Source organism: Sedimentitalea nanhaiensis DSM 24252, from assembly GCF_000473225.1.
GTDB lineage: Bacteria > Pseudomonadota > Alphaproteobacteria > Rhodobacterales > Rhodobacteraceae > Sedimentitalea > Sedimentitalea nanhaiensis.
Genome location: NZ_KI421509.1, coordinates 2,711,813 through 2,736,974 on the forward strand (window position 1 = coordinate 2,711,813; position 25,162 = coordinate 2,736,974).

Annotated in this window: 27 protein-coding genes; 6 read left to right on the plus strand and 21 right to left on the minus strand. The window is 61.7% G+C overall.

Annotated elements, in window-relative coordinates; all coding sequences use genetic code 11:
* Window positions 1-530: 530 nt before the first annotated feature.
* From NANH_RS0115135 to NANH_RS0115155, 6 genes are all read right to left on the minus strand, one after another.
* Complete coding sequence (locus NANH_RS0115135; protein WP_036049899.1) at window positions 531-3,026, minus strand: arylsulfatase; 2,496 nt, start codon at window positions 3,024-3,026, stop codon at window positions 531-533.
* A gap of 172 nt (window positions 3,027-3,198) precedes the next feature.
* Complete coding sequence (locus NANH_RS28615) at window positions 3,199-3,528, minus strand: hypothetical protein (protein ID WP_139236393.1); 330 nt, start codon at window positions 3,526-3,528, stop codon at window positions 3,199-3,201.
* A gap of 122 nt (window positions 3,529-3,650) precedes the next feature.
* Window positions 3,651-4,853 carry a hypothetical protein gene (locus NANH_RS0115140; RefSeq protein WP_139236395.1) on the minus strand — a complete coding sequence of 401 codons (1,203 nt, stop codon included), beginning with the start codon at window positions 4,851-4,853 and terminating at the stop codon, window positions 3,651-3,653.
* Window positions 4,854-4,965: 112 nt separating this feature from the next.
* On the minus strand, window positions 4,966-5,184 hold the full coding sequence (locus NANH_RS0115145; protein WP_027262813.1) for a hypothetical protein: 219 nt from the start codon (window positions 5,182-5,184) through the stop codon (window positions 4,966-4,968).
* A gap of 132 nt (window positions 5,185-5,316) precedes the next feature.
* Window positions 5,317-5,541: a helix-turn-helix transcriptional regulator gene (locus tag NANH_RS0115150; protein WP_175543413.1), complete on the minus strand. Its 225-nt coding sequence runs from the start codon at window positions 5,539-5,541 to the stop codon at window positions 5,317-5,319.
* A gap of 124 nt (window positions 5,542-5,665) precedes the next feature.
* Window positions 5,666-6,625 carry an IS110 family RNA-guided transposase gene (locus NANH_RS0115155; RefSeq protein ID WP_036049701.1) on the minus strand — a complete coding sequence of 320 codons (960 nt, stop codon included), beginning with the start codon at window positions 6,623-6,625 and terminating at the stop codon, window positions 5,666-5,668.
* A 249-nt stretch (window positions 6,626-6,874) separates the two neighbouring features.
* Between NANH_RS0115155 and NANH_RS27990 the strand changes: the two genes are divergently transcribed.
* Window positions 6,875-7,632, plus strand: a protein-coding gene (locus NANH_RS27990; RefSeq protein WP_154665569.1) for an IS5 family transposase whose coding sequence is annotated in 2 segments (ribosomal slippage) — window positions 6,875-7,208 and window positions 7,208-7,632 — 759 coding nt in all. Because the reading frame shifts where the segments join, the coding sequence is not laid out codon by codon here.
* A gap of 207 nt (window positions 7,633-7,839) precedes the next feature.
* Window positions 7,840-8,799, plus strand: coding sequence for an IS110 family RNA-guided transposase (locus tag NANH_RS0115175; RefSeq protein ID WP_036049687.1), 960 nt, complete (start codon window positions 7,840-7,842; stop codon window positions 8,797-8,799).
* Between the two features lie 108 nt (window positions 8,800-8,907).
* Here NANH_RS0115175 and NANH_RS27995 read toward each other — a convergent pair whose 3' ends face one another.
* From NANH_RS27995 to paaI, 10 genes are all read right to left on the minus strand, one after another.
* The gene (locus tag NANH_RS27995) at window positions 8,908-9,087 is read right to left on the minus strand and encodes a site-specific integrase (protein ID WP_074920847.1); all 180 of its coding nucleotides are present in this window, start codon (window positions 9,085-9,087) and stop codon (window positions 8,908-8,910) included.
* Between the two features lie 20 nt (window positions 9,088-9,107).
* Entirely contained in the window at window positions 9,108-9,338 is a 231-nt protein-coding gene (locus NANH_RS28620; protein WP_139236700.1) for a hypothetical protein, read from the minus strand.
* 58 nt (window positions 9,339-9,396) lie between these two features.
* On the minus strand, window positions 9,397-10,131 hold the full coding sequence (locus NANH_RS0115190) for an NYN domain-containing protein (protein WP_027262815.1): 735 nt from the start codon (window positions 10,129-10,131) through the stop codon (window positions 9,397-9,399).
* Between the two features lie 28 nt (window positions 10,132-10,159).
* Window positions 10,160-10,654, minus strand: coding sequence for a GNAT family N-acetyltransferase (locus tag NANH_RS0115195; protein WP_027262816.1), 495 nt, complete (start codon window positions 10,652-10,654; stop codon window positions 10,160-10,162).
* A gap of 2 nt (window positions 10,655-10,656) precedes the next feature.
* Window positions 10,657-11,769: an S-(hydroxymethyl)glutathione dehydrogenase/class III alcohol dehydrogenase gene (locus tag NANH_RS0115200; RefSeq protein ID WP_027262817.1), complete on the minus strand. Its 1,113-nt coding sequence runs from the start codon at window positions 11,767-11,769 to the stop codon at window positions 10,657-10,659.
* Window positions 11,770-11,851: 82 nt separating this feature from the next.
* The gene (locus tag NANH_RS0115205; protein ID WP_051372434.1) at window positions 11,852-12,322 is read right to left on the minus strand and encodes a cytochrome c; all 471 of its coding nucleotides are present in this window, start codon (window positions 12,320-12,322) and stop codon (window positions 11,852-11,854) included.
* A gap of 136 nt (window positions 12,323-12,458) precedes the next feature.
* Entirely contained in the window at window positions 12,459-13,028 is a 570-nt protein-coding gene (locus tag NANH_RS0115210; protein ID WP_027262819.1) for a TetR/AcrR family transcriptional regulator, read from the minus strand.
* Complete coding sequence (paaK, locus tag NANH_RS0115215; protein WP_027262820.1) at window positions 13,028-14,338, minus strand: phenylacetate--CoA ligase PaaK; 1,311 nt, start codon at window positions 14,336-14,338, stop codon at window positions 13,028-13,030. The genes NANH_RS0115210 and paaK overlap by 1 nt, the downstream gene beginning before the upstream one ends.
* Window positions 14,338-15,531 carry a 3-oxoadipyl-CoA thiolase gene (gene pcaF, locus NANH_RS0115220; protein ID WP_027262821.1) on the minus strand — a complete coding sequence of 398 codons (1,194 nt, stop codon included), beginning with the start codon at window positions 15,529-15,531 and terminating at the stop codon, window positions 14,338-14,340. The genes paaK and pcaF overlap by 1 nt, the downstream gene beginning before the upstream one ends.
* Complete coding sequence (gene paaI, locus NANH_RS0115225; protein WP_027262822.1) at window positions 15,528-15,962, minus strand: hydroxyphenylacetyl-CoA thioesterase PaaI; 435 nt, start codon at window positions 15,960-15,962, stop codon at window positions 15,528-15,530. Before paaI ends, pcaF begins: the two co-directional genes overlap by 4 nt.
* Before the next feature lie 115 nt (window positions 15,963-16,077).
* On the opposite strand from paaI, the gene paaZ reads away from it, so the two are divergent.
* Genes paaZ through NANH_RS0115240 form a run of 3 tightly spaced genes read left to right on the plus strand, consistent with a single transcriptional unit; the run spans window position 16,078 to window position 19,287 of the window.
* A complete protein-coding gene (gene paaZ / locus NANH_RS0115230; RefSeq protein WP_245601459.1) occupies window positions 16,078-18,105 on the plus strand; it encodes a phenylacetic acid degradation bifunctional protein PaaZ in 2,028 nt (675 codons plus the stop codon).
* An 8-nt stretch (window positions 18,106-18,113) separates the two neighbouring features.
* A complete protein-coding gene (locus tag NANH_RS26300) occupies window positions 18,114-18,911 on the plus strand; it encodes a PaaX family transcriptional regulator C-terminal domain-containing protein (protein WP_051372435.1) in 798 nt (265 codons plus the stop codon).
* A gap of 31 nt (window positions 18,912-18,942) precedes the next feature.
* A complete protein-coding gene (locus NANH_RS0115240; protein ID WP_027262824.1) occupies window positions 18,943-19,287 on the plus strand; it encodes a DUF2794 domain-containing protein in 345 nt (114 codons plus the stop codon).
* A 3-nt stretch (window positions 19,288-19,290) separates the two neighbouring features.
* Here NANH_RS0115240 and NANH_RS0115245 read toward each other — a convergent pair whose 3' ends face one another.
* From NANH_RS0115245 to NANH_RS0115255, 3 genes are all read right to left on the minus strand, one after another.
* Entirely contained in the window at window positions 19,291-20,109 is an 819-nt protein-coding gene (locus NANH_RS0115245; protein WP_027262825.1) for a C40 family peptidase, read from the minus strand.
* Entirely contained in the window at window positions 20,106-21,488 is a 1,383-nt protein-coding gene (locus NANH_RS0115250; protein WP_027262826.1) for a leucyl aminopeptidase family protein, read from the minus strand. The genes NANH_RS0115245 and NANH_RS0115250 overlap by 4 nt, the downstream gene beginning before the upstream one ends.
* A 66-nt stretch (window positions 21,489-21,554) precedes the next feature.
* On the minus strand, window positions 21,555-21,935 hold the full coding sequence (locus tag NANH_RS0115255; RefSeq protein WP_051372437.1) for a hypothetical protein: 381 nt from the start codon (window positions 21,933-21,935) through the stop codon (window positions 21,555-21,557).
* Between the two features lie 169 nt (window positions 21,936-22,104).
* Between NANH_RS0115255 and NANH_RS0115260 the strand changes: the two genes are divergently transcribed.
* Window positions 22,105-22,755 carry a carbonic anhydrase gene (locus NANH_RS0115260; RefSeq protein WP_027262828.1) on the plus strand — a complete coding sequence of 217 codons (651 nt, stop codon included), beginning with the start codon at window positions 22,105-22,107 and terminating at the stop codon, window positions 22,753-22,755.
* Between the two features lie 55 nt (window positions 22,756-22,810).
* Here the strand turns inward: NANH_RS0115260 and NANH_RS0115265 are convergent, their stop codons facing one another.
* Window positions 22,811-23,833, minus strand: a complete 1,023-nt coding sequence (locus tag NANH_RS0115265; protein WP_027262829.1) for an aspartate-semialdehyde dehydrogenase — start codon at window positions 23,831-23,833, stop codon at window positions 22,811-22,813.
* 82 nt (window positions 23,834-23,915) lie between these two features.
* On the minus strand, window positions 23,916-25,088 hold the full coding sequence (locus NANH_RS0115270) for an MFS transporter (protein ID WP_027262830.1): 1,173 nt from the start codon (window positions 25,086-25,088) through the stop codon (window positions 23,916-23,918).
* Between the last annotated feature and the right edge of the window lie 74 nt (window positions 25,089-25,162).

Here is a 25,162-nt window from a genome sequence, read left to right on the forward strand (position 1 = left end):
TTTCTTTGAGTTCAACTGATTGCGCGATGTCCAAATATGGACCATCGCGTGTTTCGGTTCGCTGGAAGCAATACGGAACCACGGTGCAGAAGAAATGAGTTGCCCCGAACAGATGCATTCTCGCAACGCTCTGGATTCTGTTCCAGTTCAATCGTGGCCGTGGTCCATATTGCTTCATTACAAGCCAGGCTGACATTCTCGCGGAGTGGGCTGCCTAAGAGTGACGGCCTTGCCAATCTTTCCTAAACTCAGAAGGACCGCCCTATGGCCGCAGAGCATATGCCCCACCGCCGCCGACCCGGATTGACCTTTCAGCTATGACGGAGTGGGGTCGCCGCCACGCAAAGGGCGGAAAGTGTGAATTCGCTGCAGGTGCAAGAGCGAGGGGCGCATTATCCGGAAGCGGACTTACTTAATTGTTCCATCCCGGATGATCACATAGAGCCTCGGCGATCCACCGGTCATGCTTGGTCCCCGACCGACCCAAGGGGCGCCGGAGACCGAATTCCGCAACTTAGCGGTCTTGATGTTCAATCACTGGCCTTCTGCAGTGCTGCCTGCAGTTTCACCTTGTCGGCATCGGAAAGCTGGGGCCGGTCTACTCTTACGGTCAGCTTTTCGAGCTTGGCAGTCAGGCTAAAGGGTGGTTTGTAGTCGGCATCGTTCACACCCGTCAGCGTGTCCGAACCGATGTCGAACGACTCGTCCCATTGGAGGATGATCGGAATGGTCTTGTCCATCTTTTTGGTGTCGACCACGTCGCCATCCACCTTGAGGGTTCCGGTTCCCGGTTGACCGACCCCGCTGAGGTTGTTGTAGGCGAGTGTCCCATTGCCGATCCCGTCATAGACGAAATCAAACTCGACGGTGTGCTTGCCCGGGCTTAGCGCCTCCTTGCCCTCCCATTTGATACGGTTGAGGTCGAGCATGTTCCACAGGAACACCGGCTTGCCTTCCAGAAGGTAGAAGCCGTACCCCGCGAACCGCCCGCCGGACGTCAGAATCATGCCTTCGGCGCCACTTTGAGGCACATCAAGTTCAGCGGTAATCGTATAGGACGTATTGAGCAGCAACGGGGAGTCGCCCTGAGGCAGCCCGACCATCGGGCTTGTATAGACAAACTCGTCGCGACCGGCGGTGATGTTCGGACGCGGTGCCGCCATCCGTGCGGCGACCGAAGCGTCCAGAGGGAAGACCTGGTACTTCGTGGCCTCCCGGATAAAAGTCTCCCTCAGTTTTTGCACCATGTCCGGGTGAGCCGCCGCAATATCCGTGCTCTGCGTCGGGTCGTCCTTCAGATTGTAAAGCTCGAACACCTGGTTGTTCAATGGATCGGGATTGGGCGTCGCAAAGCCTTCCCATGGTGCCCGGTTCACTTTGGTTCCGAGGAACCAGCCATCGTGCCACAGTCCCCATTGCCCCATCATTTCAAAATACTGAGTATCTCGCGGTGGTGGCGCATCGGCGTTCTTGGCATCGAAAAGATAGGCAAAGCTTTTGCCGTCTATCGGGGCCTGCGTGATCCCGTCAACGGATTGCGGAGCCGTGATTCCGACTGCTTCCAGGATTGTCGGCATCACATCAATCACGTGCAGGAACTGGTCGCGCTTGCCGCCCTTGTCAGTGATCTTTGCGGGCCAGGTGACCGTCATGTTCTGCCTGACTCCGCCGAGTTTCGACGCAATCTGCTTCATCCAAGGATAAGGAGTGTCGAAGGCCCAGACCCAGCCCACAGCCATATGGTTGTAAGTGTGCTCGGTTCCCCAAACATCATACCACTTCATCTGCTCTTCTGCGGGGATCGCGTTCACGCCATTGAACCATGCGACTTCGTTCGGGGTGCCAAGAAGTCCGCCTTCGGCGCTCGTACCGTTATCGCCATTGATGTAGATGATCAGCGTGTTGTCGTATTCGCCGATATCCTTGAGCGCCTGGACGACCCGTCCGATCTCATCGTCCATATATGCGGAGTACGCGGCAAAAACGTCCACCTGGCGAATGAACAGTTTTTTCTCGACATCCGTGAGCTTGTCCCATTCCTTGATGTAGTCGGTGGGCCAAGGCGTGATCTTGGCATCCTCGGGGAAGAAGCCCATCTCTTTCTGCCTGTCAAAGATGGCCTCTTGCACTTTGTTCCAGCCCTCGTCGAAGAGATGCATTGCGCTGATCTTGTCGACCCATTCCTGTGTCGGATGGTGCGGCGCATGAGTGGCACCGGGCGCAAACTTGACCAGAAACGGTTTGGACGGGTTTGTTTGGTGCATCCGCCTGATCCAGTCGATGGCGTCGTCTGCCATGCCGGTCATGAGGTTCCACCCGGGCTTGCCCTCGAACGGATAGATTTGCGTGGTATTGCGGAAGAGATTTGGCTGCCACTGATTGGCGTCGCCGCCGACAAAGCCATAAAAATACTCGAAACCCATGCCCGTCGGCCATTGGTCAAACGGGCCGCTCTGGCTTGCCTCGAATGCAGGCGTGTTGTGGTTCTTGCCGAACCACGAAGTATTGTAGCCATTGTCGAGCAGGATGCGCCCGACCGTCGTCTTGTCTTCAGCGATGATGCTGTTGTAGCCGGGGTAACCGGTCGACTGCTCCGAGATCACCCCAAACCCAGCGTTGTGATGGTTGCGTCCGGTAAGCAGCGCCGCCCGTGTCGGCGAACAGAGTGCTGTCGAATGGATACTCGTGAAAGAAAGCCCGTCAGCGGCGAGCGCGTCCATCGTCGGATGAGGAATAATGCCGCCAAAGGTGCTTGGGATACCCCAGCCGGAATCGTCGGTAATAATTAGTAACACGTTCGGCGCGTCTTCCGGCGGAACGACGCGCGGGGTCCACCACTGGGTCGAATCCCGTGCCAGAGTTCCAATCTCGCCGCCGAACTGAACAGGCGGAGGCGGCAATTGCAGCCCGTTTATCGTTCTGGTCGCGTTTGGAACTCCAGATGTGCTTTGCGCAAAGACCGGTTCAGCCAGTCCACCAACAGCAAAGCTCACCAGAACGGTCGAAATAACACGATTGAGCAACATATGTGTTCCTTCCCATTTGCCATCGAACGTCTCAGCACCGTGCGGCCTGTGATGTCGTTCAGAACTCATAAGCTTCAATTGGCGTCTCCGCTAATTGGAAAGATGTCAGACCGCAAAGCCGGAACTATCAACAAAGTCTGGGTCGCGCGTGGCCAGATCACCTTGATCCACGTCAAGGGCTGCCGGAAAAGGGGTTGTGCAGTACCGCGTATTGGCGGCGGCGGGCAACAATGGGATCACCGTCAGCGTAGACGTGGTGAACGTCAGGAATTTCCGGAGGCTGTTTGAAAACTCCGCCGGTCGACTGCGAGCGGTCGAGAACTCCTGATAACGTCATTCTCTCGTCCAACTGGACGGGCTTTTCTACACTTCGCCGATACCAGTGCGACGACAGAAATTCCTGCCCCGAGTTTTCACACAGCCTGTCCGCACTGCTGTCATTTGTCTTCGACCGGATGTTGCTGGGATAGCGATTGGATCCGAACATGAACTGAACTGTCATGGCAAATCATGTGCAAAACCGGGCTTTCCCGTACATTCCTGTGCTTTCGCGGTTCCGAGAAGGTCATGAAAAGACATGGAATACCCATGCCTTTTCGTTACTTTTCATGGCATTCCGCTGCATTACCGGGCATCCAGAAACACATAGCGGTTTTTGGCGTTTTCCAACTGTTTTGCCGTCTTTTCCGGGCTTTTTCTGACCATGCCCGACAAATCCTTGGCGGTGACGGAAAAGAACGTTTCCAACCCTTCCTGCCCAATACCGCGCAAAGCCGCCAAGGTGATGGTGCTGCCCAGAATGTTGCGGGTCAGCACGGAAATGTGCTGTTCGCGATGAACCTCTTTCATCGGGTTCGGATCACAGCCTGACCGCATGTCGCACAGATCGTCATTCATGTCGGCACATACCGTTTCCCAAAGCGGATGATTGGGCCATCTGGCCCGGTTCGGATCGGTGGGGCTGGGTGTCGCATAGCGCACAACTTCGCCCGAATGGCGGCACAAATCCCCGAACCGGTCGTAAAATTGCGCCCATGTGCGGATGTTCCATGTATCTTTCAGCAAATCCTTGCCCGCCCGGAATTCGACCCGCCAGATGCTGTTTTCAGGCGCGTTCGGATCGAGCGGAGGCAACCCTTGGCGTTTCAGGCTATGGTTCCAGATCGTCCACCAGTGATCCTTGCCGGATGCGATGATTTCACGGCGTTTGTCATAGATGATGACCTGCCGATTGCGCGGCCCGCCGATGGTCACGGATGTGACGCGACCGGATTTGCCGTTCACGCTCTTGTCGAACCCGGTCACATAGTCCCGCCGGTTGGCACCCGAGTGCATGACGAACTGTTCCGGGGCCAGGTCGAAACCGGGGGCCAGCACATCGACGCAGAAATCGACCCGCGAAATGCTCACATCGTCGTCGGTGAACCGAACGCCCAACCGGGCCAAAGTGTCGTCCAGATGTTGCCGCGCGGCGGCGATGCCGAAGAACGCCAGATAGAACGATCCGAAAGATACGCGAATGCCCCATTTGTCACGGGTGTTGGGTTTCTTGAAGAACCAGGTCGCGCCATAGGGGCCGCCGCTGGCGATGAACCGATAGCCGTTGCCGCCATGTGCTTTCAGGTGCAGTTGAACGCCGTTGTAGTCTACCAGAACGTCTTGGCGGTCCTTGTCGGCGCGTTCCTTTTCGCCTTCCAGATGGTCGAACAGATCGGACGGGATGTTGGCCTGAATGGATACGGCGAAGGTGTCAAACCCCTTGTGCAGAACCTGATATTCTGCGGTTTCAGGGGGCGGTGTATTTCCAGAGGGGGGTGCTACAATCACCCCCCTTTGCCCGCGATCCAGCGCCGACGCAGGTGCGGATTGCCGCCGGTGGATGCCTCCGGCGGGGTAGCTTTTGTTTTGGGGCCGGACGGGTCGTCCGGCGTTGATGCAATCAGGCTGCATTGATCTTCCTCCCGATCCAGATTTCCGCCCGCTCAGCGCATTTTGCGACATTGAGCAGGTCGGAATGCGAATAGCTGGATGTGCTTTGCCATTGGCCTTCGTTGTTCTTGTAGGACCGGGCAATATCGACGGAATAGAAGCCGTCATTGTCCCAGACGGTTGCGGTGATAAGGCCAAGCCTGACCTTGTATGCGGGTTGGGTGCTCATGTGATTTTCCTTTCAGTTTGAGCGGCAGCCATGATGGGGCGCGACACGCATTTGCACCGCGCCCCGTTTGAAGGCCGTCCGGCCCCAAAATCCCCAAGGCTGCTACCAACCGCCTTGGGGCAAAACTGAATGTCAGATGGGTTGCGAGGTGTTCGAAACCGTGCGCTGTGCGATCCATGCGAACAGATCGGCGCGGCGATACCGGATCGACCTGGACGAAACCCGAACAAAGTCCGGCCCGCCACCGCGATGCCGCCAATTCTGCAATGCCCGCACCGAATAGCAAAGGATCGACGCCGCTTCGCGTTCGTCAACCAAGGTATTCAGGTCGGGGGTTTGTGGTGCCTGCTGTGCCATTTCTTTTCCTCACGAGATGTCTTGCCTTGTGAAGAAAAGGTAGATGAGCGAAGGACGCCGAAATAGACGCCGCGATTTCAATAGTTCAGCGCCCCCATGTGCGGGGAACTAGCAACTGTATTGTTCATTCTGGATGAGGCGTCCATTTTTGCCCTGATTTGACGAGGGCATTTGCGATGGTCACAAGCTTTCGGGCGACGGCGACAATGACGACCTTGTGTGGTTTACCTGCGGCACGCAGACGATCCGCGAAGGTTTTCAGGACCTGATTGTGGTGGCTGGCAACGAGGGCCGCCTGGAATATTACGTGCCTGAGCAGTCGTCGCCCTCCGCCGATAGCGCGCTTACCACGCATCGCTCTGCTGTCGTGTGCAATCGGTGCGAGGCCCGCGAGCGCGGCGGCCTGCTCGCCTGTGATCTGACCAAGTTCTGGCATCTCGGCGATCAACATCGAGCTGGCAACCGGGCCGACCCCGGGGACGGACCGCAGGATACCGGCAGTTGCGGCCAGTTCATCGTCTGCAGCGATGGTCTGTTCAATCCGCGCCTCCAGATCCGCGATTTGGCGGTCGAGAAGCGTGCGCCGCTGGTCGTCCATACTCGCGAACATCTCGGCAGATCCCAGTTTCCCATGCGCCTTTATCTGTGCCAGAAGGCGTTTTCTGCTCTCAACGAGCTGCCCGCGCTTTGACGTCAAGGCTCTGAGAACCCGCAGCTTTTCATGTGGCAGACTGCGCCCGGCACCGGGCCGGAACATCATGAACCGGGCGATGAGTTCCGCATCTATCCGATCCGTTTTGGCCCGTGTGCCCCGGCTTGCGGCGAAGGCCTTGATTTGCGCTGGCGGCAATTGTCGCGTCGCCACGCTGGCGGCCTCCAGCGCCGCCCATAAACGCCATTCCTGGCCTCCGGTTGCCTCGAAGCAGACCAGGCCGTTGACGTCCCGAGCCAACCGCACCAGCTGTTCGTGCCCCTCATCCGCGTTCGGCAATCTCAACCACTTGCCATCCGGCAGGCAATGAATGTCCAGCCAATCCCGCGAGACATCTATGCCGATGATCCGGTCGTGTGCTACCGTTTCCATGCTCTCTTCCTTCTGCTTCGTGGTCCTGATCGGCCACATTCAACTGTTCGAGACGATGAAGAGAGACGGTGCTGGCTCGCTAGCAAACGTGGTCAGGCCACAAGGCTCAGACGCCATACACCGTCCCACCACCGGCCTCGGCCAAGGTCGGTGGTGGGAGGAGATTAGCAAAGCGCAGATACAGAAGGGTCAGGACCCATTGATTTCCGCCTGGCTGCGTGATTCACGGTCTGAAAACGAGCGGTGAACATGTCTGATCTTTTCTGGCTGAGCGACGCGCAAATGGCACGTCTCAAACCATACTTCCCGAAGCCTCACGGCAAACCGCGCGTTGGCGACCGGCGCGTGTCGAGTGGGATTATCTTCATCGATCGCAATGGCTTAAGGTGGCGCGATGCGCCCAAGGAATACGGCCCGCACAAGACGCTCTACAATCGCTGGAATCGGTGGCGCGACAAGGGCGTCTTCGCCCGGATGATGGCTGGTTTGGCCGCCGAGCACGGCGAGACGAAGGCCGTCACGATCGACGCAACCTATCTCAAGTGCCACAGAACCGCGAGCAGCACGGGCGTGAAAAAGGGGCGCGTGGACGCCTGATCGGGCGCAAAAAGAGCGGCATGAACACCAAACCGCACGCCCTCTGCGACAGCCAGGGGCGCCCGATCAACCTGTTCGTCACCGCCGGACATGTCAGGGACTACATCGGTGCGCGAGCATTGCTGGGCAGCCTGCCGAACGTGGATCGGTTGCTCGGAGATCGAGGTTACGATGCGGATTGGTTCCGAGAAGTGTTGAAAGACAAAGGCATACGCGCCTGCATCCCCGGTCGGGATCAGCGGAAGAAACCGGTGAAATACGACAAGCGCCGCTACAAGCGCCAAAACCGGATCGAGATCATGTTCGGCAGCCACAAGGATTGGCGGCGTGTGGCAACACGATATGATAGATGCCCGAAGGTCTTCCTCTCCGCCATCGCTCTCGCAGCCATCGTCATGTTCTGGCTATGAAACAAGAACGAGTCCTGACCCTTCTGTATCTGCGCTTTGCTAATCTCCTCCCACCACCGACCTTGGCCGAGGCCGGTGGTGGGACGGTGTATGGCGTCTGAGCCTTGTGGCCTGACCACGTTTGCTAGCGAGCCAGCACCGTCTCTCTTCATCGTCTCGAACAGTTGAATGTGGCCGATCAGGACCACGAAGCAGAAGGAAGAGAGCATGGAAACGGTAGCACACGACCGGATCATCGGCATAGATGTCTCGCGGGATTGGCTGGACATTCATTGCCTGCCGGATGGCAAGTGGTTGAGATTGCCGAACGCGGATGAGGGGCACGAACAGCTGGTGCGGTTGGCTCGGGACGTCAACGGCCTGGTCTGCTTCGAGGCAACCGGAGGCCAGGAATGGCGTTTATGGGCGGCGCTGGAGGCCGCCAGCGTGGCGACGCGACAATTGCCGCCAGCGCAAATCAAGGCCTTCGCCGCAAGCCGGGGCACACGGGCCAAAACGGATCGGATAGATGCGGAACTCATCGCCCGGTTCATGATGTTCCGGCCCGGTGCCGGGCGCAGTCTGCCACATGAAAAGCTGCGGGTTCTCAGAGCCTTGACGTCAAAGCGCGGGCAGCTCGTTGAGAGCAGAAAACGCCTTCTGGCACAGATAAAGGCGCATGGGAAACTGGGATCTGCCGAGATGTTCGCGAGTATGGACGACCAGCGGCGCACGCTTCTCGACCGCCAAATCGCGGATCTGGAGGCGCGGATTGAACAGACCATCGCTGCAGACGATGAACTGGCCGCAACTGCCGGTATCCTGCGGTCCGTCCCCGGGGTCGGCCCGGTTGCCAGCTCGATGTTGATCGCCGAGATGCCAGAACTTGGTCAGATCACAGGCGAGCAGGCCGCCGCGCTCGCGGGCCTCGCACCGATTGCACACGACAGCGGAGCGATGCGTGGTAAGCGCGCTATCGGCGGAGGGCGACGACTGCTCAGGCACGTAATATTCCAGGCGGCCCTCGTTGCCAGCCACCACAATCAGGTCCTGAAAACCTTCGCGGATCGTCTGCGTGCCGCAGGTAAACCACACAAGGTCGTCATTGTCGCCGTCGCCCGAAAGCTTGTGACCATCGCAAATGCCCTCGTCAAATCAGGGCAAAAATGGACGCCTCATCCAGAATGAACAATACAGTTGCTAGAGGTGCCAAACTACGTGTCGTTCTACATCAACCAAGCGATTGTTTTCGCTTAGAGTATTTGTCGTTTTGTCGAATCCTCTTCTTTGGGTTCGTCAAGTTTCGAACCCGTTTCGTTCTGACGCAGCTTGGCAAAACCTTGATCCGCCATAAGGCCACGCCGCCTTGCCCGCGTAAACCTGAACCATCTGCGGCGATGTACGACCCGTCCACGCCATGATTTCACGTTCCGATGCGCCAGCCTCAGCCAAACGTGTGGCGCAAGCTTTTCGCAAACCGTGCGATGCGCAGGCTGTCAGACCGGCGGAATTGCACCATTTGCGCAGACCGGTTTGCCATTAAGTTCCTGACCGCAACCGAGTTCCGTGTAGGCGGGCATACCGTGCTTGCGGGCCTCTCGTTGGATCTCTGAAGAAAGGGTGTGGCTGGGCACGTAGAGGTCAGAGAAGAAGATGCCGTTGTCTTCTGCGTCGTGGCGTGTTTCCACGCCGAGCCAGAGGAGCGCGCTGAAGGTCTTTCCGGTCACCTCGGTCCGGTTCAGCTCTCGCTTTACTCTGTTTGTCAGCTGTATTCGTCCAGTATGTTCAGTCGATGCGGCGTACCAGGATCTGATTGCCTTCGCCGGGTTTGGTTTCAAAGATCCTGAGTGTCGCGATCAGGTCGCTCAGCTTGCGTTTGCCATAGCTGCGGGTGTCGAAATCCGGGTTGGCGGCGCTGATGAACTGACCGATCTGGCCCAGGGTGAACCATTCATCGTCCTGATTGATCGCGTCCATCGCCCGAATCACAAGCTTGGTCGGGTCTTCCAGCTGGGCCGGGGCCTGGCTGACGTCTTCGACCTTTGGTGGTTTCGGCTTGGCCTTGGCGGGTTCCGAAATCAGGTTCTCGACATAGATGAACCGCTTGCAGGCCTTCACAAACGCCGCCGGGGTCTTGCGCATGCCCATGCCGAACACGTCCAGCCCCTGTTCGCGGATACGGCTGGCCAGACGGGTGAAATCGCTGTCCGACGAGATCAGAACAAAGCCGTCGAACCGTCCTGAATGCAGGATGTCCATGGCATCAATCACCAGGGCGATATCGCTGGCGTTCTTGCCCGTGGTATTGGCAAATTGCTGGTGCGGCACGATGGCCATCGCGGCCAGTTTGTCCTTGCTCCAGCCCTGCGGCCCACCGCCGGCAAAATCGCCATAGATGCGACGGATGCTGGCCTCGCCCAAGGATGCGATTTCCTCGAACATGGCCTCGGCATATTTGGCCGAAATGTTGTCGGCGTCGATCAGAACGGCCAGAAGCGGGGGTTTGTTTGGGTTTGCCATGATGTTGCCTATCGCAGGGAGGGTCGGCTCACAACTGGCGATACATTACAAGCGCGTCAACCAGTCCCTGTTGCGGATGACGAAAGGCAGCTGGCAGGCGGCCGACGGTATCGAACCCGGCGCGGGTCCAGATGTCGATGGCGCGGGTGTTGGTCGCGACGACAAAATTGAACTGCATTGCCAGAAATCCGGCGCTGCGGGCCCGGTTCAATGCATGATCCAGCATCTGCCGCGCAATGCCCAGACCGCGGGCCGCCGGGGCGGTGACAAAGCCGCAGTTGCAGACATGCGCGCCGCCGCCGGGGTGGTTGGTTTTCAGGTAATAGCTGCCCAGTGGCTGCCCATCGGCCTGCGCCAGCCATGTGCCGCGATCCGCCCCGGTCCAATAGGCCAGGGCATCCGCGCGGCTGATGCCGGGATCGACCGCATAGGTGTCGCCCGCCCGGAACACCGGGCGGAGCATGGCCCACAGGGCGTTTTCATCGCCGGATGTGACCGGGCGCAGGGTGAGTGCGCCCGCCACGCTCAATACTCGACGACGGCGCGGATGGATTTGCCCTGGTGCATGAGCTCGAAGCCTTCGTTGATCTGATCCAGCGAGAGTTTGTGGGTGATCATCGGGTCGATTTCGATCTTGCCGTCCATGTACCAGTCCACGATCCGGGGGACATCGGTGCGGCCGCGCGCGCCGCCAAACGCGGTGCCGCGCCAGGACCGTCCGGTGACCAGCTGGAACGGACGGGTAGAGATTTCCGCGCCTGCGGGGGCGACGCCGATGATGATGCTTTCACCCCATCCCTTGTGTGCGGCCTCGAGCGCAGTGCGCATCACGCCGACGTTGCCGGTGGCGTCAAAGGTGTAATCCGCGCCGCCCCTGGTCAGCTCGACCAGATGCGCCACCAGATCGCCATCGACCTTGGACGGGTTGACGAAATCGGTCATGCCGAACCGCGTGGCCATATCGACCTTGCCGTCGTTCAGGTCGACGCCGACGATCTGGTCCGCCCCCGCCAGCCGCAGGCCCTGGATCACGTTCAGACCGATGCCGCCAAGGCCGAACACGATGGCGCGCGACCCGATCTCTACCTTGGCGGTGTTGATCACGGCGCCAATGCCGGTGGTCACGCCGCAGCCGATGTAACAGATTTTGTCGAACGGCGCGTCGCGGCGCACCTTGGCCAGCGCGATTTCCGGCACAACCGTGTGGTTGGCAAAGGTCGAGCAGCCCATGTAGTGGTGGATCGGGGTGCCGTCCAGCATCGAGAACCGGGTCGAGCCGTCGGGCAAAAGCCCCGCGCCCTGGGTGCTGCGGATCGCCTGGCACAGGTTGGTTTTCGGGTTCAGGCAATATTCGCATTCGCGGCATTCCGGCGTGTAGAGCGGGATGACGTGGTCGCCGACCTCAAGCGTGGTGACGCCCTCGCCGATCTCGATCACGACGCCGGCGCCCTCGTGGCCCAGGATGGCGGGAAAGATCCCCTCGGGGTCGTCGCCCGAGCGGGTGAATTCGTCGGTGTGGCACAGGCCGGTGGCCTTGATCTCGACCAGAACCTCGCCCGCGCGCGGGCCGTCCAGATTTACTTCCATGATCTCAAGTGGTTTGCCGGCCTCAACCGCCACCGCTGCTCGCGTCCGCATCTTGTTTTCCTTTGCTGTTACGCGGCGGAACCTGATCCAGAGGAGGCCGGATTTCAAGCCCCGTTGCGATGCCGGACCACGATCACATCGGTTTGCGATAGCTGCGGTGGCATTGCAGGCAGGCCGAAATCAGCGAGGGCAGGGTCTGGCGCAGATCGGGCAGCGAATCGATGTCCAGCCTGCGCGCGGCACGTTGGGCAGCCTTGGCGTGATCCTTGAAGTCGCGCCAGTGCAGCCAGACTTCGGGGCGGGCACGGGACAACGGGTCAGTATGCTGCTTGCGAAACACCGAGGGGATGTCGCCGGTGGCCGAGATCAGGGACCGGCGCGCCGCGCGGGCGCGGGCCTTGTCGAAAAACGCCCGCCCGCCCATCATGTCCGTCAGCGTGCCAAGGGCCGTGTTGTTGATATTCATCAGGGCCATGCGTTTCTGCACGCCGCGATTCTCGACCTGGCTGATCTGCCCGGTCTGGGCCAGGGCCGCCGTGGCCACGACCAGAGCGATCAGAACGGCCCCGAAGCTCAGGCGTTGCGGGTGATGCACATGTTTCATTCCGTCTGCCCCGCAATCCACTCGACATGTCCGACGCGCAGATTGTAGGAGGCAAATAGTGAACATTTGGCTGCCAACGGGATTTCAATATATCGAATCCCCACTTTTTGGGGCCGGGACCTTCGGGAGAAGAGGATCAGACCGCGGTCAGTCCGCCACGCACGAAATCGGCAGCCAGATCGGCGTATTCCGCGCGGCTGAGCCCCTTGCCCGGGCGGTTCCACATGTAGAACCAGTTGAGGATTCCAAAGACCGACATGGTGACCGCCCGCAGGCGATCGCCGCCCAGGTTCGGGTTCTCGGCGGCGATGACATCGGACATGATGGTCACCAGCCGCCGTTGCAGGTCGATCAGCGGTCGTTGCATCTCGGGCGGCAGGGTGGAGAGCGCATCCAGTTGCAGTTTGTGTTCGGCATCCGCATCGGCATAGGCCGACAGGATGGCGTGGATCAGACCCGGCAGCCCTTTGGCACCGGCGGCTTCGACATCCTGCACGAGATCGGACAGATGCGCCTGCAGGATGTCCGACAACAGCGCCTCCTTGCTGTCGTAATAATGATAGATCAGCGCCTTGGAGACACCGCATTGCCGCGCCGCGCCGGTCATCGAGGCGCGGTCATAGCCGTTTTGGGCAAAGTACCGCGCCGCGCCGCGCCGCAGAGCGGCGCGTTTCTTGTCGTGATCCCTGGCGATTCCGCGCGGCATCAGGCTTTGGGGCGGTTGTCGATGATGCGCACCGCCTTGCCCTGACTGCGCACGACACCGCCCGGTTCGGCCAGTTCGACCTTGACCGTCACGCCGACGTTGCGTTTGATCTTGGCCCTCAGATCGGCGGCCGCATGCACCCGTGACTCGTCGCTGGTGAAACCTTCGGCGGCTTCGACCAGGATCTGCATTTCGTCGAGCCGGTCGGGGCGCGAGAGCACGATCTGGAAATGCGGCGAGAGGCCATGCACGGTCATCAGCTGTTCTTCGATCTGGGTCGGAAACACGTTGACGCCGCGCAGGATGATCATATCGTCGGAACGCCCGGTGACCTTTTCCATTCGCCGCATGCTGCGGGCGGTGCCGGGCAGCAGCCGGGTCAGGTCACGGGTGCGGTAGCGGATGATCGGAAACGCCTCTTTGGTCAGCGAAGTGAAGACCAGTTCGCCCTGCTCGCCATCCGCCACCAGTTCGCCGGTCTCGGGGTGGATGATCTCGGGATAGAAGTGGTCCTCCCAGATATGCAGCCCGTCCTTGGTTTCGACGCATTCCATCGACACGCCCGGACCCATGACCTCGGACAGCCCGTAGATATCGACCGCATGCATGTCGAACGCGGCTTCGATTTCCTGGCGCATTGCGTTGGTCCAGGGCTCGGCGCCGAATATGCCGACCTGCAGCGAACAGTCGCGGGGATCCAGCCCTTCGCGGGCGAATTCATCCAGAATCGACAGCGCATAGGACGGGGTGACGGTGATGCCCTTGGGGGTGAAATCGCGGATCAGGCGCACCTGCCGTTCGGTCATGCCGCCCGACACCGGCACCGTGGAGAGACCCAGCGAATCCGCGCCCAGATGGATGCCCAGCCCGCCGGTGAACAGCCCATAGCCATAGGCGTTGTGCAGCATGTCGCCGCTGCGCAGACCGGCGGCACGCAGGCTGCGCGCCACGACGCCGCCCCAGACGTCCAGATCGCCCTGGGTATAGCCGACGACGGTGGGTTGCCCGGTGGTGCCGGACGACGCATGCACCCGGCGCAGTTTCTCGCGCGGCACGGCGAACATGTTGAACGGATAGTTGTCGCGCAGATCCTGTTTGACGGTGAACGGGAAGCGGGCCAGATCCTGCATCGTGTTCACATCGTCCGGGTGCACCCCGGCGGCGTCAAAGCTGGCCTTGTAGAAGGGCACGTTGTCATAGGCGTGGTTCAGCGACCACTTCAGGCGCTTGACCTGCAGGGCGGTGATTTCATCGCGGCTGGCGATTTCGATCGGGTCCAGATCGCCGGGACGCGGGGACAGGTCTTTCATCAGGCTTTCTCCAACAAGAGGGCGATGCCCTGCCCGACGCCGATGCACATGGTGCAGATGGCGCGGTTCAGGTCGTTGTTCACCATGTTCAGCGAGGCGGTCAGGGCCAGACGGGTGCCGGACATGCCCAGCGGGTGCCCCAGGGCAATCGCGCCGCCGTTGGGGTTCACATGGTCGGCATCGTCGGGCAGGCCCAGCTGGCGCATCACGGCCAGACCCTGGGCGGCAAAGGCCTCGTTCAGCTCGATGGTGTCGATGTCGCCGATGCTCAGACCGTGCCGCGCCATCAGCCGTTCGGTGGCGGGGGCGGGGCCGATACCCATGATGCGGGGCGGCACGCCGACAGTGGTCATGCCGCCGATCCGCGCGCGGGGCGTGAGGCCGTATTTTTCAACCGCGGCCTGCGAGGCGACGATCACCGCCGCAGCCCCGTCGTTGACGCCGCTGGCATTGCCCGCCGTGACCGATCCGCCCGCGCGGAACGGGGTTGGCAGGCTGGCGAGCTTTTCCAGCGTGGTCTGGCGCGGATGTTCATCCGTGTCCACGATTTTGGGATCGCCCTTGCGTTGGGGAATGCTGACCGGGGTGATTTCCTGCGCCAGCCGGCCGTTGGCGATGGCCGCCGCCGCGCGGTCCTGCGAGCGCAGGGCAAAGGCGTCCTGCGCCGCGCGTTCGATAGTGTAGTCGGATGCCACGTTCTCGGCGGTTTCGGGCATCGAATCGGTGCCGAAATGCTTGTGCATCTCGTGGTTGACAAAGCGCCAGCCGATGGTGGTGTCATAGATCTCGGCCTTGCGGGAAAAGGCCGCGTCGGGCTTGGGCATCACCAGCGGCGCGCGGCTCATGCTTTCGACACCGCAGGCAATGACCACGTCGGCCTCTCCACAGCGCACGGCGCGGGCGGCGGAGCCGATCGCGTCCAGACCCGAGCCGCACAGCCGGTTGATGGTGCCGCCGGGCACGGTGTCGGGCAGACCGGCCAGCAGGGCGGACATGCGCGCCACGTTGCGGTTGTCTTCGCCGGCCTGATTGGCGCAACCGGCCAGAACCTCGTCGATCCGCAGCCCGTCATGGGGGGCGACCAACTGCCGGATCACATGCGCCAGCATATCATCGGGGCGCACCGATGAAAGGGCACCGCCATAGCGGCCGATGGGCGTGCGCAGCCCGTCGCAGAGAAAAGCGTGACTCATGGGGTCTCCTCTTGGAAATTCTGTCCCTTGATGGTCCGGGACAGGCCACGGAACAGGGCGACCTTGCGGCCATCCGCCCCCGTGACGGTGATATCGTAGACGCCTGAACGTCCGGTTCGGGCCGATTCGACCGCTGTGGCGGTCAGCCGCTCGCCCGGTTGGCCCGGCGTCAGGTAGGTGATCGAATTTTCCTGCGCCACGGTGACCTGATTGTAGCTGTTGCAGGCAAAGGCAAAGGCGCTGTCCGCCAGGGTAAAGATATATCCGCCGTGACAGATGCGGTGGCCGTTCAGATGATGGTCCTGTACCGTGAATGACATGGTGGCGGTGCCGGGTCCGACCGCGTCCAGCGACATGCCCAGCCATTGCGAGGCCGAATCGGTGGCCCACATGGCGGCGGCGCTGCGTTCGGCACGTTGTTGCGGCGTCATTTGAACCTCCTCCCAGGGTGTGCTTACACTGCACAAAACCGACCAAGCGGTCAATAGTGTTGATTTGGCGCCCGAGGCAGGGCATGATGGCGGAGAACCGATGGGGAGAACTTCGATGTTGAGACCGGCGAGCTATGGGATGGCCAAATGGATCGAACCGGGTGCCGATGCGCGGGCGGTGCACGGGCCGGTGACCGGCGCGTTGATTGCCCGGGCGGGCGGCGCGCCGCTGGATGTTCAGGGCATGCTGGACTGGGCGCGCACCGTGGGCGGCCCGGCGCTGCGGGCGATGGGGTTTCATGACCGCGCCCGGTTGATCAAGGCGCTGGCGGTCTATCTGGGCGCGCGCAAGGAGGAACTGTATGCGATCAACCCGCTGACCGGAGCCACCCGGCGCGACGGGGGCATCGATATTGACGGCGGCATCGGTACCATGATGGTGATCGCCAGCAAGGGGCGGCGCGAAATGCCCGATGGACAGGTCTATGTGGATGGCCCCGCCGAGGGGTTGTCGCGCGGCGGCACATTCATCGGTCAGCATATCGCGGTGCCGCTTCAGGGGGTTGCGGTGCTGATCAATGCCTTCAACTTTCCGGTCTGGGGCATGTTGGAAAAACTCGCCCCGGCGATTCTGGCGGGGATGCCGGTGATCGTGAAACCGGCCACGCAGACCTGTTATTTGACCGAGGCCTGTTTTCGCATGATCGTCGAATCGGGCATCCTGCCCGAGGGGGCGGTGCAGCTGGTGATCGGTGGCACCGGCGACATGCTGGACCGGCTTGGCGCGCAGGATGTGGTCAGCTTTACCGGCTCGGCAGAGACCGCGCTGCATCTGCGGACCAACCCGGCTTTGATGCGCAATTCCGTCCGATTTCATGCCGAACAGGACAGTCTGAATGCCACCATCCTTGGCCCCGATGTCCGCGCGGGATCGGTGGCCTTTGAGGCCTTTATCAAGGAGGCGGCGAACGAGATCACCACCAAGGCGGGTCAGAAATGCACCGCCATCCGGCGCATTATCGTACCGCAATCGGCGATGGATGCGGTCAGCGAGGCGCTGATGGCGCGGCTGGCGGCCACCACAGTGGGCGACCCGGCGGCCGAAGGCGTGCGCATGGGGGCGCTGGCCAGCGCGGCGCAGAAGGCCGATGTGCTGGACAAGCTGGCGGCATTGGCGGGCGAAACCCGACGGTTGACCGGCAATCCCGAAGCGGTCGATCTGATTGGCGCGGGGCCGGATGGCGCGTTTCTGGCGCCAACCCTGCTGTGCTGCGACGATCCCGACGCGGCCCGCGCAGTGCATGAACTCGAAGCTTTTGGCCCGGTGTCGACCCTGATGCCCTATCGCGACACGGATCATGCAGCGGCGCTGGCCAATCGTGGCGGCGGCTCGTTGGTGGCGTCGCTGGTCACCGACGATCCGCAGGTGGCGCGTCAGGTGACGCTGGCCAGTGCTGCCTGGCACGGGCGGCTGTATATCAACGGGGCCAGCAGCGCCGTCGAGGCCACCGGCCACGGCGCGCCGCTGCCGCATATGGTGCATGGCGGTCCCGGCCGCGCCGGGGGCGGCGAAGAACTGGGCGGCGTGCGCGGGGTGCTGCATTACATGCAACGCACCGCCGTGCAGGGCAGCCCCGATGTGATTGCCGCAATCACCGGGCAATGGCAGCCGGGCGCGACCGAGATCAAAGGACCGCAACACCCGTTTCAGCGCACGTTCAACGAGATTGAAATCGGCGAAACCCTGCATACAAAACCCCGCGAGGTGACGCTGGAGGATATCGCGCATTTCGCCGAATTCACCGGCGATACGTTCTATGCCCACATGGATGAGGATGCTGCCAGGGCGAACCCGTTCTTTCCGGGACGGGTGGCGCATGGTTATCTGTTGCTGTCTTTTGCCGCCGGGCTGTTCGTACAGCCCGATCCGGGGCCGGTGCTGGCCAATACCGGGCTGAACGAGCTGAGTTTTCAGAAACCGGTCAGCCCCGGCGACAGCATCAAGGTGCGCCTGACCTGCAAACGCAAGACCCGGCGCACCGGCAGCTATGGCGAAGTCGCGTGGAACGTGACCCTGACCAATCCGGAGGGCGAACAGGTGGCGCAATACGAGCTTTTGACCATGGTGGCCTATACGCGGTAGCCTTGCGGATGGACCCGCTTGCGCCTCTGATCAACGCCCTGCACGCCGAAGGCCGCCTGCGGGTGTGGTCGCTGGTGATCACGATTTTCGGCGATCTGGTGCAGCATCGCGGCGGGCAGGTGTCCACGGCCCGGTTGCGCGCGCTGTTGGGGCGTGTCGGGGTCGAGCAGGGCGCGCTGCGCACCGCCCTGTCGCGCCTGGGTAGCGATGGCTGGGTCACCAGCGAACGTATGGGCCGCACCAGCCAATATCGGCTGAGCGCGCATGGTCTTGCGCGGTTTGCCCCGGCCACGACCCGCATCTATGCCCCCCCGCGTGAGGGACCGGTCACGCAATGGGCCGCGATCATGACCCTGACGGGTTCCGGCGCGCAGTCGGTCCGCATTTGCCCTGCGGACGAGGTGGACGAGGCGGGGGATTGCCGGGTTGTGGGCGAGCTGACGACCGTGTCGGACCGGTTTCGCAGCGCTATGCTGGATCCGGCGCATCGGGCTTCTCTGGCGGCTTTGGCCCTGGATCTGCGGGCTCTGGACAAACCGGTCATTGCTCCGCTGGATGCGGCGGCGGCACGTCTTCTGCTGATCCATCGCTGGCGGCGCATCGTGCTGCGGTTTCCGGATCTGGCTGTGGAATTGCTGCCTAAAGATGCCCCGCTGAGAGATCCGCGCGCCGCAGTCGCGCGGGCCTATGCCGCGCTGACCCCGCTGGCCGAAGCCTGGCTGGACAGTGAAATCGGGGGGCAGAAACCGATGCCAAAAGCCACAATCGATGCCGATAATCGGTTTCGCGCCTCTCGAAAGGCTTGATTTGACCTCATTTTGAGGCAAACCTGTCGTCATGACGGTCCAACCCCCCAATCCGTTTCCCCCGCGTCCGATTCCGGTCCAGGTGGCCTTTGACCGGCGCGAGCTGGCCGTGATCCTGGCGTTGTATGGCCGTATGGTCGCCGCCGGGGACTGGCGCGATTACGGCATTTCCTGTCTGCGCGAGGTGGCGGTGTTTTCGGTGTTTCGCCGGACTGCGGAAAACCCGCTGTACCGGATTGAAAAACGCCCCAAGCTGCGTCATCGGCAGGGCATGTATGCGGTGGTCGGGATGGACGGGCAGATCCTGAAACGGGGTCCGGATCTGAAAAATGTGTTGCGGGTGCTGGAACGCAAGCTGATCCGTGCGGTCGAATAACGGCTATAACCGCTTGTGCGCCGTCACCGCGCCGTCGCCCTGATCCTGAATGCGGGCGATGGCGGCCCGCATCGGCTCGTAGCTGACGGCCATGTGAAACGCGTTGGCATGCAGGATCGTATCCACATCGACCACCAACGCCACGTGACCTTTCCAGAACAGCAGATCGCCGCGCTGCGGGCTTTCGTTGGCCCGATGCCCCACCTCGGTTTCCTGCATGTCGGTATCGCCGGGGCAAGGGTGAGCGCAGGCCAGCAGCGCCGCCTGCACCAGACCGGAACAGTCGATGCCAGACCGGCTGTTGCCACCCCACAGATACGGGGTGCCGATGAACAGTTCGGCGACGGCAACTGGGTCGTCCAGGCGGCCATTGATCGGATGCAGGTGGGCGCGCGGCACAAACCCGGCATCGGTTTCGATGAATTTTTCGGTTTCCGACAACGCGGTCAGCCGGCTGCCGAAACTGAGCATGTGGCGGTCGGGCGATTTGATGTCCGCCGCCGCATAGGCATGGGTTGCGGGTGCGCTGACCCAATGGGTCGCGGCCCGTTCCGGCCCCAGCGCGTCGCTGGACAGATAGCCGACATAACCATCCCTGCGCGCCTGAACAAAACTGATGCCCTGATGGTCTTCATACCTGTCCACCGCTTCGCCCCACAGCAGCTGACGGTCGCGCGCGCCGCCGGGGGCACGCAGCAGGTCGACAACCGGGCGCGTCACCCGCAGCGGCTCTGGCGTCACGCGGCGCAGGTTCGGTGCCGCGCCCGGCAGATGCGCGGCGGCCACGCGGGCGTTGACCGGGGTTATGCGCGGATCGCTCACAGCCGGAGCAGGTCGGGCAGCGCCTGTAGCAGTGCGCGCGCGCCCATACCGATACCGCCCTTGGGCCGGGCGGGGGCATTGTCGGGTTGCCAGGCGTAGATGTCGAAATGCATATAGGGTGCGTCCGTCACAAAGCGGCGCAGGAACAGCGCGGCGGTGATCGACCCGGCAAAACCGCCGCTGGGCGCATTGTCCAGATCGGCAATCGCCGGTTCGATCCTGGCCTCATAGGCCGCATGAAACGGCATCCGCCAGACCGGATCGTCCACCTGGCCCGCGGCCCTGGACAATGCCGCCGCAGCGGCGTCCTGATCGGTGTAGAACGGCGCGAGGTCCGGGCCCACGGCAACGCGGGCGGCACCGGTCAGGGTCGCCATCGACACGATCAGGTCCGGCGTGCCTTCGTCCGCCAGAGCCAGGGCATCGGCCAGCACCAGCCGACCTTCGGCATCGGTGTTGTTGTTTTCCACCGTCAGCCCCTTGCGCGAGGTCAGCACATCGCCGGGCCGAAAGGCGTTGCCCGCGATTGCGTTCTCGACCGCCGGGACCAGCACCCGCAGCTGCAGGGGCAGGTTCAGTTCCATGATCATCTGGGCCAGCCCCAGTACCGTGGCCGCACCGCCCATGTCTTTTTTCATCAATCCCATGCTGGATCCGGGCTTGATGTTCAGCCCGCCGGTGTCAAAACACACGCCCTTGCCCACCAGCGTCAGTTTCGGACCCGATGTGCCCCAGTGCAGGTCGATCAGCCGTGGTGCGGTGGTCGACGCGCGCCCGACCGTGTGGATCAGTGGAAAGTTCTGTGCCAGCAGATCGTCGCCGACGATGGTCTGGATGGTTGCCCCATGGGCGCGGGCCAGTGTTTCGGCGGCATCCGCCAGATTGTCAGGACCCATGTCCGAGGTTGGCGTGTTGACCAGATCGCGGATCAGACATTCTGCCCGCGCCAGGATTTCGACGCGCGCCCGGTCGACCCCCTCTGGTACGACCAGCTGTCGGTCTTTGCCGGTCTGGGCCTTGTAACGGTCAAAGCGATAGCCCGACAGCAGCCAGCCCAGACATTCGGTTTCCGCCACATCCGCAGGCAGGCCGGATGCGATTCGATAGGTGCCGGCAGGCAGGTTCACCGCGCCATGCGCCAGCGGAAAATGCACCCGCGCGCGTTTGGCTGCGGTGCCATAGCCGGTGACGGCCATCCGCACCTGTCCATTGTCGGCGGGAATCAGCAGCGTCTCGCCGAGATTGGCCGCAAAGCCGTTTCTGGCGACCCAGGTTGCGACGGTCGACTCCTGGTTTTGCAACCACTGCTCCAATGCAGTGGATTCGATGATGTGCAACGCAATCGCGTCTGTATCGGAGTCGGAAAAACTGGCGGGCATCGGTCACTCTCGGGTCAAGGAAACTGGGCCGCAGCCTAGCCACACTGCGGCGACCTGCAAGCCCCCTCAGACCGAAAGATCCTGTAGATCCCAAACCGCGGTCAACGAGCGTTCGCCGATCCGGATCAGGCGGAACAGGGTCGCGGCCACGGCGGCCGAATCACCGGCATCCACGGCACCGGTGACATCCCCTGCGACGCGCGCCAAGGTGTTCATGCCGATCTGTTCGGAAATCGCGATCAGGGATCGCGCGCTTTTGCGCAGGGCCGCGTTGTCCTTTTCGCGCCAGAGCCGTTCGCAATGGGACAGCCGCACGGCCAATTCCTCGATGGCGCGGCAAACCACATCTTCGGCCCCGGTATGGCCCAATTGCTGGTACAGCGCGGCCAACTGATCCTGATTGAGCCGGACCGTTTCCGTCTGAACAAGCGTCGCTACAAGAGTCATAAGTTTTCACCCAAAAGTTATTTCGCCCCCACGGCTGTCTACACTCTGGCCGACACAGGTTTGCAAAAGGTTTCGACTGACGGCGGGAATGGCTCGAATTTTGGTAGAATTCCGGCTAAGCAAGGGGCTAGTAGGGGCGAAGCCCACAGCGACGTACAGGGACACCGAGATGAAATCAGCCAAGCCATTGCCCGCCTATCTCGTGCAACGCTATCACGGTTGGAAGGCCACTTCGTATCAGGAGAATCGCGGCTGGTACCGACGGTTGGCCAACGAGGGCCAGCGCCCGCGCGCCATGGTGATTTCGTGCTGTGACAGCCGCGTGCATGTCACGTCGATCTTTGGTGCCGACCAAGGCGAGTTCTTTATCCATCGCAATATCGCCAACCTGGTGCCGCCGTTCGAGCCGGATGGCGATCACCACGGGACCAGTGCCACGGTGGAATATGCGGTGAATGTGCTGAAGGTCGCGCATCTGATCGTGTTGGGCCATTCGCAATGCGGCGGCGTGGCGGGATGTATCGACATGTGCAAGGGGAACGCGCCCGAAATGGAGGCCAAGGAGAGTTTTGTCGGGCGCTGGATGGATATCCTGCGACCCAAATACGACCTTGTGGCCGATATCGACGATTCAGAGGCTCAGGCGCGGCAGTTGGAAAGGCACTCGGTGGTCATCTCGCTTGAGAACCTGATGAGCTTTCCCTTTGTCGCCAGTGCCGTCGAGAGCGGCGAGCTGAGCCTGCACGGGCTGTGGACCGACATCGGTGAAGGCGGGTTGGAATGTTATGACCCAGCGGCGCAGAAATTCCTGCCGGTCTGACCCATAACCGATAGGGGACGCGCCCGCCACATGGGTCATGCGGCGGGCCGAGGGATCAGCCTTTTTTCAGAACCCGCGTGCCCAGGGTTTCGGCGATCTGAACCGCGTTCAGCGCCGCGCCCTTGCGCAGGTTGTCAGAGACGCACCACAGGTTCAGCCCGTTGTCGATGGTGCTGTCCTGGCGGATGCGGCTGATGAATGTGGCATAATCGCCGACGCATTCCACCGGCGTGACGTAGCCACCGTCTTCGCGCTTGTCGATCACCATGACGCCGGGGGCCTCGCGCAGGATGTCACGGGCTTCGTCCTCGTCGAGGAAATCCTCGAACTCGATGTTGATCGCCTCGGAATGGCCGACAAACACCGGCACCCGCACGCAGGTTGCGGTGACCTTGATGGCCTTGTCGACGATCTTTTTGGTCTCGGCGACCATTTTCCATTCTTCCTTGGTCGACCCGTCGTCCATGAACACGTCGATGTGCGGAATCACGTTAAAGGCGATCTGCTTGGTGAACTTTTTTGCAGGCTTGTCATCGACCGGATTATAGATGCTCTTGGTCTGATCCCACAGCTCGTCGATACCCTCTTTGCCCGCGCCCGACACGGACTGATAGGTGCTGACGACAACCCGCTTGATCCGCGCGCGGTCATGTAGCGGCTTGAGTGCCACAACCATCTGCGCGGTCGAACAGTTCGGGTTGGCGATGATGTTTTTCTTGGAATAGCCGGTGATGGCCTCGGGGTTGACCTCGGGCACAATCAGCGGAACGTCGGGATCGTAGCGATAGAGCGAGCTGTTGTCGATCACGATGCACCCGGCGGCGGCGGCCTTGGGGGCATAGATACTGGTCGCTTCGGACCCCACAGCAAACAGCGCCATGTCCCAGCCAGTGAAATCGAACGTGTCCAGATCCTTGGTTTTCAGGGTCTTGTCGCCAAAGCTCACCTCGGAACCCATCGATTTTCGGCTCGCCAGAACGGCGATCTCATCGACCGGGAACTGACGCTCGGCCAGGATGTTCAGCATTTCGCGGCCCACATTGCCTGTGGCGCCGACGACGGCGACGCGGTAACCCATTTTCTTTCTCCAGATTTGTGCCGGCGCAGGACCGGCTGCGGCGTCATAGCCGTAAAGTGGTCCGGGGAAAAGGGGGGGCAGATCAGTTCGCGCTGTCGCGGCTGAACAGATAGATCAGCGTTCCGGCCAATAGGGCCACGGCGAAAAAGCCGAAGATGGCCGTATAAGGGGCGGTGGGCGATGTGCCGACCATGTCCTGGTGAATGCGCCCCGAGGCAAATTGCATCAGCCCGACACCGCCGATGCCAAACAGATTCATCAGCGTCACGCCGCGCCCGACCAGATGGTCGGGAAAAAAACCGCGCCCGTGGGCGATGATCAGCGGGAACGAGGCTCCCAGAAATCCGATCAGCGCAATCAACGCGATGGACAGCACGACGTTATCGGAAATCAACAGGATCAGCGCCGCAAGGGCGGCAAAACAGCCGATATTGCCAAAGAAAACCACCCATTTGCGGGTGCCAAAGATCCTGTCCATGGGGCCGTAGCACAGCGTGCCGGCGATCATCGCCACGCCCATGATCAGGGTGGCCTGACCGACCTGAACCGCGTTCATTGCGAATACATCGTTCAGATAGGGGCCGGCCCACAGCCCGCGCAGCGCCCCGGCGGGGGCATAGTTGACCGCCATCATCGGCAGGATCGCCCACATCACCGGCAGTTTCAGCAATTCGAACACCGATCCCTTGTGGTCATGGTGAATGGTGACCGGATCGCGCACCGTCAGCAGGATTCCGGCCGCCACGGCGATGGACAGGCCGGACAAGGCCGCCAGCGAGCCGCGCCATCCGATCAGATCGACGGCCAGCGCGGTGGGATAGGACGCCACCAGATTGCCGACCGATCCCACCCCCAGCATCAGCGCCGCCAGAGTGGCAAAGCGCGCAGGGGGGAATTCGCGGGCAAAGATATAGTACGAGGCCATCAGCACCGGCGAACAGCCGATGCCGATCAGCAGCATGGCCAGCTTGATATGCAGGGGCGAGGTTGCCAGCGCAAACAGGGCCGCGCCCCCGCCGCCGCCCAGCAGCAGCAAAGTGGCTGCCGTGCGCCGTGGCCCGATTCGGTCCAATGCCCAGCCCACGGGCAGCTGCATCGCCGCAAAGGCCAGGAACCACAGGCCCGAGGCCGTGGCCAGATCGTCCGGGCCGGTGCCGATATCCCGTGCCAGGGCACCGCTGAGCACGGCCAGGAAGGCGCGGAAAAACTGGCTGAGCACATAGGCCAGGCAAAGCATGATCAATCCGGTCCGCATGAACCCTCTCATCGCAGTTGCGACTGGGTGACACGGGGTGCGGGCCGGTGCAAGCGGGGATTCCGCGGTGACGT